The organism is Streptomyces sp. NPDC052682 (assembly GCF_040678435.1).
GTDB lineage: Bacteria > Actinomycetota > Actinomycetes > Streptomycetales > Streptomycetaceae > Streptomyces.
The window spans coordinates 214,420-227,576 of the sequence record NZ_JBFATS010000002.1 but is presented as its reverse complement, the minus strand read 5'-3'; the positions used below and the strand labels follow the sequence as shown (position 1 = coordinate 227,576).

The window sequence follows — 13,157 nt, the reverse complement described above, 5'->3', positions numbered from 1 at the left end:
TCCGCTGCCGTGTCTGTGGCCTCTGATTCCGTGCACATCTGTGGAGCGCGGGTTCCGCCCGGCCCGTCACCCGCAGACTATCGAATGTTTATTCGAAAACGGTGTCTCGCCGGCTAACACCCCTCATATGAGTGACACCCCTCGAGGATTGATCGCCGCCCCCCAGGGGAGATCTTCACCAGGAGGCGGACCGCTCGGGGAAAAAGGTCCGAGGGGGATGACCCTGAGAGCTCGGGGCTCCGGGTCAGCACAGGGGAGGACAGGCCCCGGCGCCAGACGGCGCCGGGGCCTTCCACGTCCGTACGGCACATCCTCCCGCCCCCTCCCCGGCCGGGCCGACTCGCCGCCGGGCCCGGGCCCAAGGCCCCTCAGGTCATATGCCTCACGCGACAGCCTCGCACGCGGAGCGGGCGAGCGCTGCGATTCGCCGCAGTGGATCTTGCGATGCCCGGCCGGCCGGGCCGAAGCGGCCCGGGGCGCCGGGTCAGGGCTTGGCCACGAACACGTGGGAGGCGACGTCCGCCTCCAGCTCGGCCGCCTCGCCGCCGCTGCCGACCAGCACCCCGCCCGCCGACTCCGTCACGCTCACCACCGAGCCGGGCTGCACGCCCGCGCGGCGCAGCGTGTACATCAGCTGCGCGTCCGTCTGGATCGGCTCCCCGATCCGCCGGACCACCACGGTCTTGCCCTCCGGACCCGGGTCGAGGTCCGCCAGCGACACCATGCCCTCGTCCAGGAACGGCTCCGGACCGTCCTTCTCGCCCAGCTCCTCCAGGCCCGGGATGGGGTTGCCGTACGGCGACTCCGTCGGATGGCGCAGCAGCTCCAGCACGCGGCGCTCCACGGCCTCGCTCATCACGTGCTCCCAGCGGCACGCCTCGGCGTGCACCTGCTCCCACTCCAGCCCGATCACGTCGACGAGCAGGCACTCGGCGAGCCGGTGCTTGCGCATCACGCGCGTGGCCAGCCGGCGCCCCTCGTCCGTCAGCTCCAGGTGCCGGTCGCTGGCGACCGAGACCAGGCCGTCCCGCTCCATCCGGGCCACCGTCTGGCTGACCGTCGGCCCGCTCTGGTCCAGCCGCTCGGCGATGCGGGCGCGCATGGGGACCACACCTTCCTCCTCCAGCTCGAGGATGGTGCGGAGATACATCTCCGTGGTGTCGATCAGTCCGGACATACGTGCCCCTCGATTAGCTCTGCCGGAGGCTGGCCGCCTCACCGGCGCCTGCGCTGGCCCTGCTCCCAATTCTGACGCATGGCACCGACAACCGTGCCGCGACGGTGCGACGCGGGGCTCCCCCCGCCGCACCGCCGACCGTATTGACACCACACTGGTCCAGACCGCACGGTGATCCGCGACACAGCGACCCCGGAGGGACCCCGTATGAGCGACCGTCGGCCGGCCGGCCAGTTCCTCGACGCCGCGATCGGCCTGCTGGCACGGCTCCGCGACGAGGAGGCCGGGCCCATCACGGCCGCCGGCACGCTCCTGGCCGACACCGTCGCCGCCGGCGGCCGGCTCTTCGCCTTCGGCGCCGGCCACTCCTCCCTCGCCGCCCAGGACGTCGTCTACCGCGCCGGCGGTCTCGCCCTGATGAACCTGCTCACCGTCCCCGGCGTCGTCGGCGTCGACGTCATGCCCGCCCCGCTCGGCTCGGCCCTGGAACGCGTCGACGGCCTGGCCACCGCCGTCCTGGACAGCTCCCCGCTCCGCGCCGGCGACGCCCTGGTGATCATCTCGCTGTCCGGCCGCAACGCCCTGCCCGTGGAGATGGCCCTCGCCGCCCGCGCCCGGGGCGTCCAGGTCATCGGCGTCACCTCGGTCGCGTACGCCGCCCAGACCACCTCCCGGCACGCCTCGGGGACCTTCCTCAAGGACCACTGCGACATCGTCCTCGACTCGAAGATCGCCGTCGGCGACGCGGAACTCACGCTCGACCACGTCCCCGCGCCCTTCGCCCCCGCCTCCACGGTCGTCACCACGGCACTCCTCCAGGCCGTCATGGCCACCACCGCCGCCGCCCTCGCCGACCGCGGCATCGAACCGCCGCTGCTGCGCTCCGGCAACGTCGACGGCGGACACGAGTGGAACAGCCGCGTCATGGAGCAGTACCGCGACCGCATCTTCTACCGCCACTGAGCCCGGCGCTCCGGGCCACCGCCCCCGCTACGGACGCTCCCCCGCCGACGCGGCCAGCTCCGCCAGATCCAGCGCCGCCGCGATCCGTACCGCCACGTCCTCCGCGTACGTGGCGTCGGACCGCTCGAACGCACTGCGCCCCGCCCCGCGCAGGAACGTCACGACCCCCAGCGTCCGGCCCCGGCTGCGCAGCGCCGCACACAGCGCGTGCACCACGTCCGGCGGCCACTGCCGCGCCAGTGCCCACGCCCGGGCCTCCTCGGCCGGCACCGCCCCCGCGCTCGCCCGCACCGCCCCGGCCCGCTCCGCGCACTGCAGGGCCGGATGCCCGGTCCCGTACCGCACCGGCAGCCCCGCCTGCCCGGCGAACCCGCTCGGCCCCGGCGCCCCCGACGGCGTCGCGGCCACCCGCACCAGCCGCACCGGCCCGCCGGCCGCCCCGTCCTGCACCGCCCCGCCGGCCACCCGGTCGATCAGCGCGTGGTCGGCGAACCCGGCGAGCGCGAAGTCCAGGTGCACGGTCGCCGCCTCCCCCGGATCCTCGCACTCGGCGGCCGCCCGGGCCGCCCGGTGCAGCTGCTGCGCACGGAACCGCAGCAGCGCCGCCTCCTGCTCGCGCTGCTTGGCCTCCGTCACGTCCTGGAACAGCCAGCCGACCCCCAGCGGCACCGGCTCCTCCGCCAGCGGCGAGGACAGCCTCAGGAACCCGCTGCGCCAGCACCTGCGCCGCTCGCCCTCCGGCGTACGCACCGCCACCCATATCTCGGCCGGCGCGGGCGGCGCGCCCTCGGCGAGCACATGCGTCAGCGCGCTCTCCAGCTCCTCGACCCCCTGCGCCAGCAACTCCCCGAGCGGCCGCCCCAGCACCGACGTACGCCCGGTCCCCAGCGCCCGGGCCGCGTGCGCGTTCACCACGGCCGGCCGCAGGTCGGCGTCGACCAGCACGACACCCCAGCTCGCGTCCTCGAACAACGCCTCGCTCAGCGCGATCGACCGCTCCAGGTCGATCTGCACGTGCACCTCGCTGAACGCGCAGTACACCCCCGCCGGCTTCCCGTCCGGCCCGCGCACCGCGGCCGACTGCGTCCGTACGAGCACCCGCCCGCCGTCCTTCGTCAGCAGCGCGAACTCGTGCACCTGCCGGCCCGGGGCGTGCATGGCCGACATCAGCCGCCCCTCGACCTCCTCGGCGTCGGCGCTGCGCACGGCCCATCCGGCCAGCCCACGCCGCCCCACCGCCTCCGCGGCCGTCCACCCCAGGATCCGCTCCGCCTCACGGTTCCAGTGCGTGACGACCCCGTCCGCGTCGAAGGCACACAGCGCCGCGTCCATCCCGTCCAGCAGCGCGGCCAGCAGATCGGACCCGTCCGACCCCTCCCGCCCGGGCTCGTCCGGCCCCAGCTCGCCGGTGGTCCCACTACGCCGGGAAGCACTCACCTGGACCCCCTGCAGGCTGCGTCCGCACGTACGGCTCGTTCGGTTCGCTCCTTGCAATCATTCAACTCGAACGTGACCCAGCGCACATCTGGTTCCCGCAAGATTGCCTGGAATCGTTGAGGCCCCCGCCATGGACACGAGGCTTGAGGTCATGACGCACGAACGAGTGCTTCTCGGTGACGTGGGTGCCTCCTGCCAGATGTGATCACTAGTGTCTCGATCCACCGAAGAAGGGAGGTCACTCGCTCCCCGCCCGCAAGGCAGTCGAGTGACCAGCTCCAGTCATCACGATCCGCAGGATCAGGGAGGTGCCCCCGATGACTACGTTTCCGGCAGGCGAGCAGACCCACCAGGCCGTGCTTCCTCAGCGGCCTGCTCTGGAATCCGTGAGAGCAGACACCCCCGGGAGCAGGGCCGAAACGGCTCACGGACACCCCGCCGTCGCGCGGGGCACCGGCAGGGAACATGAGCGAGGGGAGACCGGTGGGCGCGGCACCGCAGCCCGTCGGCGTCACGCCGAGAACGCCGCCGCGGCGGTGGAGGAGGCAGAGCACGGGAGCGGTGACGCTCCCCGTCAGCCGTACGAGGGAGGCATCGGCGCCGGCAGGGTTTTGGTGCTGTCCAGGGACGGACAGCCGTTGATGCCCTGCCACCCGGCTCGGGCCCGCGAGCTGCTGCGCAAAGGACGGGCCGCAGTCGCACGGCAGGTGCCCTTCACCATCCGGCTGAAGGACCGCGCCCGCTCCGAGGCGCGAGTCACCGGCGTACAGCTGCGCATCGACCCGGGGTCCAAAGGCACCGGCCTCGTCCTCACCGACGAGAAGGAGAAGCCCGCCGGACCGGGGCACATCATCACCCTCCGACGCGGTCTGGTTTCGGTCGAGCTTTGGCACCGCGGCGACCGGATTCGCAGCTGCATGCATCAACGGGCCGGTTACCGGCGCAGGCGCCGCTCGGCGAACCGCCGTTACCGAGCCCCCCGCTTCGACAACCGCACGCGCCCCGAGGGGTGGCTGGCACCCTCCGTACGCCACCGCGTCGACACGACCCTCTCGCTGGCGCAGCGTCTGTGCCGCTACGCCCCCGTCACGGAGATCCACCTGGAACGCGTCGCGTTCGACACGCACCTCATGAGCGCGGGCAGACCGCCCACTCAGGACCGGCACCGGCACGGCCCTCTCGCGGGAACGAACGCACGCGCCTACCTGAAAGCCAAGTGGAACAACGCTTGCGCCTACTGCGGCGCAACCGGCGTCCCCCTGAACATCGAGCACCTCAGGCCCCGCAGCCGAGGGGGCTCGGACCGCGTCTCGAATCTGGTCCTGGCCTGCGTCCCGTGCAACCGGGCCAAGGGCAGCAGATCCGTGGCAGACTTCCTGGCCCACCAGCCAGACCGTCTCGCGACGATCCTCCAGCAGGTCAGGGCACCGCTCGAGCACGCCGCCACCATGAACGCGACCTGTCGGCAGCTCGCACATGCCCTTGCCGCCCTCGGCAGGCCCGTACACGCCTGGTCAGGCCGACTCACACAGCGCAACCGCAGCGCCATGGGCCTCGGCAAGACACACACCCTCGATGCCTTGTCCCTCGGTGCTCTTGACCACGCGCGCGGTGACCGAATCGTGCGGGTGCCCCGTGACGTCCTGGTCGCGAAGGCGACGGGACGCGGCTCCTACGCCCGTACGACTCCCGACCGGCACGGATTCCCGCGCTTGCGGCGGGCCCGTACCAAGCAGCACTTCGGGTTCGTCACCGGAGACCTCGTCCGAGCTGTCGTGCCCTCCGGCACGTGGGCGGGAACGTGGACCGGCCGTGTCTCGGTCCGGGCCCGTGGGCAGCACAGCCTCACGACGCCGAAGGGCCGGATCAATGTGTCGCACCGGCATCTGCGGCTTCTGCAACGGGGGGACGGGTACGGGTACGAGATCCGGTCCGAGCTCCTACCGTCAACTTCTCGGAAAACCGGTTGATCGGTGGGCGACCTGTTCCTAGTGTGTGGCTCACGCACGAAAGGAGGTGATCCGGTACATGTATGAATCCCGGACGCGCGAGGTGGCTGCGGGCTAGCGGCCCGTCACCACACTCAGTGCGGTGCCGGACCAGCACGTGACAGACGCGTGCAGCCGGCCCAATCCCGAGCAGTCACCCGACCCGCGAGTCGCCGGTACGTCCGGCCGGCTCCTCCACTGGAGGAACCAGACTCGCGGGTCGTCTGCGTTGTCAGGGACGGAGAGGGGGATCGGCGTGGAGGGGGACTGGCGGAAGGACCGGATCGGCAGTGCGCTGCGGGGTGAGAACCCCACCGTGCTGCGCAGGCTGGGGGCGGGGTTCGCCGTGATCGGCGATGTGCAGTTCCTGCCGGGTTACTCGGTGCTGCTGGCGGACGATCCGGGGGTGCAGAGGCTGTCGGAGTTGCCGCGCAGCAGGCGGCTGGCGTTCCTGTCGGACCTGGACAGGCTCGGTGAGGCCGTCGAGCGGGCGTGTGTGCGGCTGGACCACGCCTTCCGGCGGGTGAACCTGGAGATCCTGGGAAACTCCGATCCGTTCCTGCACGCGCATGTCTGGCCGCGGTACGACTGGGAGCCGGCCGACCTGGTGGGGCGGCCCGTGTGGCTGTATCCACGGGAGTGGTGGCGTGCGGAGCGGTATGCGCTCGGGGCGCGGCACCAGCGGTTGCGGGCGTTGATCGGGGCGGAGCTGGACCGGCTCGCGTCCTGATCCGGGCGGGGTCGGGACGCGAGCCGTGGGTGGGGTCAGTGGGCGATGTCCGCGTATCCGTCGATCTCGCGGGGGTCGCGGGGGCCCGGGCCTATGTAGCGGGCCGAGGGGCGGACCAGGCGGCCGGTGCGCTTCTGTTCGAGGATGTGGGCGGACCAGCCGGCCGTGCGGGCGCAGGTGAACATCGAGGTGAACATGTGGGCGGGGACCTCGGCGAAGTCCAGGACGATGGCGGCCCAGAACTCGACGTTGGTGGCCAGGACCCGGTCGGGGCGGCGGTTGTGGAGTTCTTCCAGGGCCGCCTTCTCCAGGGCTTCGGCGACCTCGAAGCGGGGGGCGCCGAGTTCGCGGGCGGTGCGGCGCAGGACGCGGGCGCGGGGGTCCTCGGCGCGGTAGACGCGGTGGCCGAAGCCCATGAGGCGTTCGCCCTTGTCGAGGGTGCGCTTGACGTAGGCCTCGGCGTCCCCGGTGCGTTCGATCTCCTCGATCATGTGCAGGACGCGGGAGGGGGCGCCGCCGTGCAGCGGGCCGGACATGGCGCCGACGGCGCCGGAGAGGGCCGCGGCCACGTCGGCGCCGGTGGAGGCGATGACGCGGGCGGTGAAGGTGGAGGCGTTCATGCCGTGCTCGGCGGCGCTCGTCCAGTACGCGTCGACCGCTTTGACGTGCCTGGGGTCGGGCTCGCCGCGCCAGCGGATCATGAAGCGCTCGACGACGGACTGGGCCTTGTCTATCTCGCGCTGCGGGACCATGGGCAGGCCCTGGCCGCGGGCGGACTGGGCGACGTAGGACAGCGCCATGACGGCGGCTCGGGCGAGGTCGTCGCGGGCCTGTTCGGCGTCGATGTCGAGGAGGGGTTTGAGGCCCCAGACGGGGGCGAGCATGGCGAGGGCCGACTGGACGTCGACGCGGATGTCGCCGGAGTGCACGGGGATGGGGAACGGCTCGGCGGGCGGCAGGCCGGGGTTGAAGGCGCCGTCGACGAGCAGGCCCCAGACGTTGCCGAAGGAGACGTGACCGACGAGGTCCTCGATGTCGACGCCCCGGTAGCGCAGGGCGCCACCCTCCTTGTCCGGTTCGGCGATCTCCGTTTCGAACGCGACGACTCCTTCGAGCCCGGGTACGAAGTCGGACATCAGGCGGCTCCTCGGTGATGTGGGCGACGGGTGCGGTTGTGGTGGGCGGTGTCTTTGGGGCCGCTGTGGTGACGGCCGGTGGAACGCCGCTGTGCCGGTGTGGTGGGTGGAGTGGTGGTCGTCCGACGGTTCCGCGGTCCGGTACGGCGACTCGCGGTCCTGGACGGTCCGGTCTCCCCCCTGTGATGCCCCGTGCGGTCGGCGGTCATCCAACCGGAACACCACAAGAAACGATATCCCTCAGTGCCAGTTTTGGGGAGAGTCTGTGGCACTGAGTGCCACGCAGTGCCGGAGGTCACCGTCGATGCGGCAAGATGACCAGGTGACCGACCGCGACGCCGTTCCCTTCGATCTCGCCTCGATGCGCAAGCAGTACCGGGCCGAGGGGCTCTCCGAGTCCGGGCTGGCCGCCACGCCGGTGGAGCAGTTCGCGCGCTGGTTCAAGCAGGCCGCGACGGAAGGCGGCCTGTTCGAGCCGAACGCCATGGTGGTCTCCACGGCGGACGCCGAGGGCCGGCCCAGCTCCCGTACGGTGCTGTTGAAGCACTTCGACGAGCAGGGCTTCGTGTTCTACACCAACTACGGCTCCCGCAAGGCCCGTGACCTGGGCGAGAACCCGTATGTCTCGCTGTTGTTCCCGTGGCATCCGATGGCCCGGCAGGTGATCGTCACGGGGGTGGCGCGGCGGACCGGGCGGGACGAGACGGCGGCGTACTTCCGGACCCGTCCGCACGGGTCCCAGCTCGGTGCGTGGGCCAGCGCCCAGTCGGAGGTGATCGTGTCGCGGGCCGATCTGGACGCGGCGTACGCCGAGCTGGCGGCCCGCTACCCGGAGGGCGAGCAGGTGCCGGTGCCGCCGCACTGGGGCGGTTTCCGGGTGGCTCCGCAGTCGGTGGAGTTCTGGCAGGGCCGCGAGAACCGGCTGCACGACCGGTTGCGGTACGTGGCCCGGCCGGACGGGAGCTGGCGGGTGGAGCGGCTCAGTCCGTGACGGGCGGGGGCGTCTGAGCTCGCCGCGCGGGAACTCAGAGCTTGCCGTGCAGGAACACCGTGCGCCGGCCGGGCAGGAGGCCGGTGACGAGGGTGCGGAACTCCTCGGCGAGGGCGGGCCAGTTCCAGAACTCGAAGCCCAGGTGCGCGAAGGCGAAGGTGTCCTCGGTCCACGTCCAGGCCGGCAGGGGGACGGGCGCGTGGCAGGCGGGGCAGTCGACGTCGGCGTTGCCCGTCTCGTACCAGGTGCCGATGGCGGCGTGGAAGCGCGGCTCGGCATCGCCCTGCACCGTCGTGGTCCGCCCGCAGCGCGGGCAGACCACCGTGTCCGGGCGGGGGGTGCCGAGGCGGTGGAAGACGTGGCGCTCGGTGTGGACGACGAGGCCGTCCGGCGCCCCCCAGCGGGCGTCGCCCACCGCCTTGTGCCAGCGCGGGCCGGGCGGGTGGGCCGGTCGGTCGGGCAGGGCCCAGCCGGCCTCCGCCTCGGCGAGGACGATGCCCTCGGCGACCAGCCGGCGCACCACGCGTGCGGCGAGGCGTGGCGCGTGGTGCGCCGGCACGTCCGGCGCGGCGATCGTCTGATACGTGTCCCCCATGCCCCGCACCGTAGCCCCCGGCACTGACAGTGCCCTCAGCCCAGCGTGTCCTCCAGCAGCTTCGCCCACTGGGTGACCACCCGGTCGCGGCGGGCCGCGTCGTCGGTGAGGAGGTTGGCCAGGCCCAGGCCGCGGGCCATGTCGAGCAGGCCCTGGACGGTTTCGCGGACGCCGGGGCGGGACTCGTCGGCGCCGAGCAGTTCCACGGCGATGCGGTGGGTCTCGCGGCCGACGCGGGCCTCCAGTTCGGTGACGCGGGGGCGCAGCTGGTCCTCGTTGGAGGCGGCGACCCACAGGTGGAGGGCGGCGCGGAAGAGGGGGCCGGTGTAGAGGTCGACCAGGGCCGCGACGACGGCCCGGCGGTCGCCGGCCGCGCCCTGCGGGAACAGGGCGCGCAGGGCGGTGGAGCGCTGTTCGGCGACGTACTCGACGGCCGCGGTGAACAGGTCCTCGCGGGTGGGGAAGTGGTGCTGGGCGGCGCCGCGGGAGACGCCGGCGCGTGCGGCGACGACCAGGACGGTGGAGCCCGCCCAGCCGTGTTCGGCGAGGCAGGCCACGGCGGCTTCGAGGAGCCGCTGCCGGGTGGCCCGGCTGCGGTCCTGCTTGGGCAGGCGGTCCGGACGCGCGTCGACTGTCTTCACAGCACCCATGCGGGATCCCGTCGTTCCAGGAAGGCCGTCATCCCCTCGCGGGCCTGCGGGGCGGAGAACAGCCGGGCCGAGAGCGCGGTCGAGGCGGCCGCGTCCCGGTCGAATGTCTCCAGCACCCTAGCCGTGAGCAGCCGTTTGGTCTCGGCCAGGGCCTGCGGGCAGGCGCGGCGTACGCCGTCCAGGACGGGGGCGAGTACGGCGTCCACGTCGGCGCCCGCCGCCGTGACGAGGCCGATGCGGGCGGCCTCGGGGGCGTCGAAGCGTTCGCCGGTGAGGCAGTAGCGGGTCAGGGCGCGGGGGTCGGTGCGGGGCAGCAGGGGGAGGGAGATGACGGCGGGGGCGACGCCGATGCGGACCTCGGTGAAGGCGAAGGTGGCGTCCAGGGAGGCGGCGGCGATGTCGCAGGCGGCCAGCAGGCCGAGGCCGCCCGCGCGGACGTGGCCGGTGACGCGGGCGAGGACGGGTTTGCCGAGGGCGACGATCTGGCGCAGGAGGCCGGCGAGGGCGTCCGGGGGCGGGGGGTCGCGCAGGTCGGCGCCGGCGCAGAAGGTGGTGCCGGTGTGGGTGAGGAGGACCGCGCGGACGTCGTCGTCCGCGGCGCAGGCGGTCAGGGCGTCGCGCAGGTCGCCGACGAGCGCGGCGGACAGGGCGTTGCGGTGGTGCGGGGAGTCGAGGGTGAGGGTTTCCACGCCCCGTGCGCGGGTGCGGCCGACGTGTGTCACGCCTCCTCCCGGAGCCGGCGGCGCAGGATCTTGCCGGAGGCGGCGCGGGGGACGGCGTCGACGAAGGTGACGCGGCGGACCCGCTTGTAGGGGGCGACGCGTTCGGCGACGTACATCATGATCTCCCCTTCGGTCAGGCCGGGGTGGGAGGGGCGGCGGACCACGTGCGCGTGCGGGACCTCGGTGCCGTCGTCGTGCGCGCCGATGACGGCGGCGTCGGCGATGCCCGGGTGGGTCAGCAGGAGGGCCTCCAGTTCGGCGGGGGCCACCTGGAAGCCCTTGTACTTGATGAGTTCCTTGACGCGGTCGACGACGAACAGCCAGCCGTGCTGGTCCGCGTGTCCGACGTCGCCGGTGTGCAGCCAGCCGTCGCGGTCGATCATGGCGGCGGTGGCGTCGGGGCGGCCGAGGTAGCCCTTCATGACCTGGGGGCCGCGGATGAGGATCTCCCCGGACTCGCCGGGGCCGAGGTCCGTGCCGGGGTCGTCGAGGGAGACGATCCGCATCTCGGTGCCGGGGATGAGCTTGCCGACGGTTCCGGGCGGGGCCTGGCGCATGGCGTCCAGGGGGACGACGTGGGTGGCGGGCGAGAGTTCCGTCATGCCGTAGGCCTGGCCGACGGGCGGCAGGCCGAGGCGCTGCGCGCAGGCGGCGGCGAGCCGGGCGTCCAGGGGTGCGGCGGCGCTGACGACGTACCGCAGGGACGACAGGTCGTAGCGGGCGACCAGGGGGTGCTTGGCGAGGGCCAGGACGATCGGCGGGGCGACGTACAGGCCGGTGATGCGGTGGGTCTGGATCGCCGCGAGGAAGGTCTCCAGGTCGAAGCGGGGCAGGACGACGACGGTGGCGCCCTGGCTGAGGGGCGCGTTCATCAGGGCGGTCAGGCCGTAGATGTGGAAGAGCGGCAGGACGGCGAGGATGCGGTCGCCGGGGCGGGCGGGCATCACCGGCCGGAGCTGGGCGAGGTTGGTGGCGATCTGCCGGTGGGTGAGCATCACGCCCTTGGGGGTGCCGGTGGTGCCGGAGGAGTACGGCAGGGCGGCCACGTCCTCCACCGGGTCGATGGGGATGGCCGGTTCGGGGGTCGTGGAGGCCAGCATGCCGATCAGGGAGCGGTGTCCGGGTGCGCTGTCGCACACGAGGATCTCCCTGACCCCGCCCGCGAGGTGGGCGGCCCGGCGGGCGCTGTCCAGCAGCGGGGAGACGGTGACGATCCAGCGGGCCGCCGAGTCCTTGAGCTGCTGGGCGAACTCCTCGGCGGTGGCCAGCGGGTGGACGGTGGTGACGGTGGCGCCCGCGCGGGTGGCGGCGTAGAAGGCGAGGGGGTAGGAGAGCGTGTTGGGGCTGTGCAGGGCGAGGACGTCGCCCTTGCGGACCCCGGCCTCGGCGAGGCCGGCGGCGATGCGCCGGTGGAACCGGTCCACCTGCTCGTAGCTGAGGGTGGTGCCGTCGGTGCCGTCGACCAGCGCGGGGGCCGCGCCGAACCCGGCGGCCCGGCCCAGCACGGCCTCGTGGACGGGGAGCTCGACGGGCGGGACGTCGGCGTACTCGCTGCGGAACATGGTTCCTCCTGGCCGAACGGCACCCACGGTGCCGTCTCAGTAGGACTTGGGCAGGCCCAGGGTCTGGTGGGAGACGTAGTTGAGAATCATCTCCCGGCTCACCGGGGCGATACGGGACACCCGGGCGGCGGTGATCAGTGAGGCGAGTCCGAACGCGCGGGTGAGGCCGTTGCCGCCGAGGGTGTGCACGGCCTGGTCGACCGCCTTCACACAGGCTTCCCCGGCCGCGTACTTGGCCATGTTGGCGGCCTCTCCCGCGCCCGTGTCGTCCCCGGCGTCGTACAGCTGGGCCGCCTTCCGCGTCATCAGCCGGGCGAGTTCGAGCTCGATGTGTGCCTGGGCCAGCGGGTGGGCGATGGCCTGGTGGGCGCCGATGGGGGTGTTCCAGACGGTGCGTTCGCGCGCGTAGGCGACGGCTTCGGTGAGGGCGTACCGGCCCATGCCGATGGCGAAGGCGGCCGTCATGATCCGCTCGGGGTTGAGTCCGGCGAACAGCTGGAGCAGGCCGGCGTCCTCGTCGCCTACGAGGGCGTCGGCGGGCAGTCGTACGTCGTCCAGGGTCAGCTCGAACTGCTTCTCCACGGCGTGCAGTTCCATGGCGATGTGCCGCCGCTGGAAGCCGGGGGTGTCGCGCGGGACGATGAACAGGCAGGGCTTGAGGCGGCCGGTACGGGCGTCCTCGGTGCGGCCGACGATGAGCGTCGCGTCGGCGAGGTCGACGCCGGAGACGAACACCTTACGGCCGGTGAGGAGCCAGTCGGTGCCGTCGCGGCGGGCCGTGGTGGTGATGCGGTGGCTGTTGGAGCCGGCGTCGGGTTCGGTGATGCCGAAGGCCATGAGGCGGGTGCCGTCGGCTATGCCGGGGAGCCAGTGCTGTTTCTGGGTGTCCGTGCCGAAGCGGGCGATGACCGTGCCGCAGATGGCCGGGGAGACGATCATCATCAGCAGGTGGCAGCCCGCCGCGCCGAGTTCCTCCAGGACGAGGGAGAGTTCGGTGATGCCGCCTCCTCCCCCGCCGTATGCCTCCGGCAGGTTGACGCCGAGGTAGCCGAGTCTGCCTGCCTCCGACCAGAGGTGAGCGGTGTCGCCCTCGCGGCCGTGCCGCCGGCCGAGGGTGGATACGGCCGCTCGCAGGGCTTCGTGGTCCTCGGAGTCTGGGGTGGCACGCATGGGGCTCCTTCCTGGATGCGGGTGCGTCGTGGCTGG

Annotated in this window: 12 protein-coding genes; 4 read left to right on the top strand and 8 right to left on the bottom strand. The window is 72.8% G+C overall.

All coding sequences use genetic code 11. The annotated features are described in order from the left end of the window. Window positions 1–484: 484 nt before the first annotated feature. A complete protein-coding gene (locus AB0K80_RS03495) occupies window positions 485–1,177 on the bottom strand; it encodes a metal-dependent transcriptional regulator (RefSeq protein WP_365665366.1) in 693 nt (230 codons plus the stop codon). 207 nt (window positions 1,178–1,384) lie between these two features. On the opposite strand from AB0K80_RS03495, the gene AB0K80_RS03490 reads away from it, so the two are divergent. Beyond that, window positions 1,385–2,140, top strand: a complete 756-nt coding sequence (locus tag AB0K80_RS03490) for an SIS domain-containing protein (RefSeq protein WP_365665364.1) — start codon at window positions 1,385–1,387, stop codon at window positions 2,138–2,140. Between the two features lie 27 nt (window positions 2,141–2,167). Here the strand turns inward: AB0K80_RS03490 and AB0K80_RS03485 are convergent, their stop codons facing one another. Next, window positions 2,168–3,577 (bottom strand): PAS domain-containing protein, encoded by a 1,410-nt coding sequence (locus AB0K80_RS03485; RefSeq protein ID WP_365665362.1) that lies wholly within the window; start codon window positions 3,575–3,577, stop codon window positions 2,168–2,170. A gap of 536 nt (window positions 3,578–4,113) precedes the next feature. Here AB0K80_RS03485 and iscB point away from each other — a divergent pair. Both iscB and AB0K80_RS03475 read left to right on the top strand, forming a co-directional pair. After that, window positions 4,114–5,547, top strand: a complete 1,434-nt coding sequence (gene iscB, locus AB0K80_RS03480) for an RNA-guided endonuclease IscB (RefSeq protein WP_365665360.1) — start codon at window positions 4,114–4,116, stop codon at window positions 5,545–5,547. A 274-nt stretch (window positions 5,548–5,821) separates the two neighbouring features. After that, window positions 5,822–6,295: a diadenosine tetraphosphate hydrolase gene (locus tag AB0K80_RS03475; protein WP_365665358.1), complete on the top strand. Its 474-nt coding sequence runs from the start codon at window positions 5,822–5,824 to the stop codon at window positions 6,293–6,295. A gap of 35 nt (window positions 6,296–6,330) precedes the next feature. Here AB0K80_RS03475 and AB0K80_RS03470 read toward each other — a convergent pair whose 3' ends face one another. After that, window positions 6,331–7,431, bottom strand: coding sequence for a citrate synthase 2 (locus AB0K80_RS03470; protein ID WP_365665356.1), 1,101 nt, complete (start codon window positions 7,429–7,431; stop codon window positions 6,331–6,333). Between the two features lie 304 nt (window positions 7,432–7,735). On the opposite strand from AB0K80_RS03470, the gene pdxH reads away from it, so the two are divergent. Next, window positions 7,736–8,422, top strand: coding sequence for a pyridoxamine 5'-phosphate oxidase (pdxH, locus tag AB0K80_RS03465; RefSeq protein WP_365665355.1), 687 nt, complete (start codon window positions 7,736–7,738; stop codon window positions 8,420–8,422). A gap of 34 nt (window positions 8,423–8,456) precedes the next feature. On the opposite strand, the gene AB0K80_RS03460 is transcribed toward pdxH, so the two are convergent. From AB0K80_RS03460 to AB0K80_RS03440, 5 genes are read right to left on the bottom strand one after another with little or no spacing between them, the layout of a single operon-like run. Further along, the gene (locus AB0K80_RS03460; protein WP_365665353.1) at window positions 8,457–9,017 is read right to left on the bottom strand and encodes a hypothetical protein; all 561 of its coding nucleotides are present in this window, start codon (window positions 9,015–9,017) and stop codon (window positions 8,457–8,459) included. Between the two features lie 35 nt (window positions 9,018–9,052). Next, window positions 9,053–9,667, bottom strand: a complete 615-nt coding sequence (locus AB0K80_RS03455) for a TetR/AcrR family transcriptional regulator (RefSeq protein WP_365665352.1) — start codon at window positions 9,665–9,667, stop codon at window positions 9,053–9,055. Then, a complete protein-coding gene (locus AB0K80_RS03450; protein ID WP_365665350.1) occupies window positions 9,655–10,389 on the bottom strand; it encodes an enoyl-CoA hydratase family protein in 735 nt (244 codons plus the stop codon). Before AB0K80_RS03450 ends, AB0K80_RS03455 begins: the two co-directional genes overlap by 13 nt. Continuing rightward, a complete protein-coding gene (locus tag AB0K80_RS03445; RefSeq protein ID WP_365665348.1) occupies window positions 10,386–11,951 on the bottom strand; it encodes a 4-coumarate--CoA ligase family protein in 1,566 nt (521 codons plus the stop codon). The genes AB0K80_RS03450 and AB0K80_RS03445 overlap by 4 nt, the downstream gene beginning before the upstream one ends. Before the next feature lie 36 nt (window positions 11,952–11,987). Then, window positions 11,988–13,121 carry an acyl-CoA dehydrogenase family protein gene (locus AB0K80_RS03440; protein ID WP_365665346.1) on the bottom strand — a complete coding sequence of 378 codons (1,134 nt, stop codon included), beginning with the start codon at window positions 13,119–13,121 and terminating at the stop codon, window positions 11,988–11,990. Window positions 13,122–13,157: the final 36 nt, after the last annotated feature.

Bases quoted from the DNA above. Each gene is read 5' to 3' on its own strand.
- AB0K80_RS03495 (WP_365665366.1), bottom strand. From the start codon at position 1,177: ATGTCCGGACTGATCGACACCACGGAGATGTATCTCCGCACCATCCTC.
- AB0K80_RS03490 (WP_365665364.1), top strand. From the start codon at position 1,385: ATGAGCGACCGTCGGCCGGCCGGCCAGTTCCTCGACGCCGCGATCGGC.
- AB0K80_RS03470 (WP_365665356.1), bottom strand. From the start codon at position 7,431: ATGTCCGACTTCGTACCCGGGCTCGAAGGAGTCGTCGCGTTCGAAACG.
- pdxH (WP_365665355.1), top strand. From the start codon at position 7,736: ATGCGGCAAGATGACCAGGTGACCGACCGCGACGCCGTTCCCTTCGAT.
- AB0K80_RS03460 (WP_365665353.1), bottom strand. From the start codon at position 9,017: ATGGGGGACACGTATCAGACGATCGCCGCGCCGGACGTGCCGGCGCAC.
- AB0K80_RS03455 (WP_365665352.1), bottom strand. From the start codon at position 9,667: ATGGGTGCTGTGAAGACAGTCGACGCGCGTCCGGACCGCCTGCCCAAG.
- AB0K80_RS03445 (WP_365665348.1), bottom strand. From the start codon at position 11,951: ATGTTCCGCAGCGAGTACGCCGACGTCCCGCCCGTCGAGCTCCCCGTC.
- AB0K80_RS03440 (WP_365665346.1), bottom strand. From the start codon at position 13,121: ATGCGTGCCACCCCAGACTCCGAGGACCACGAAGCCCTGCGAGCGGCC.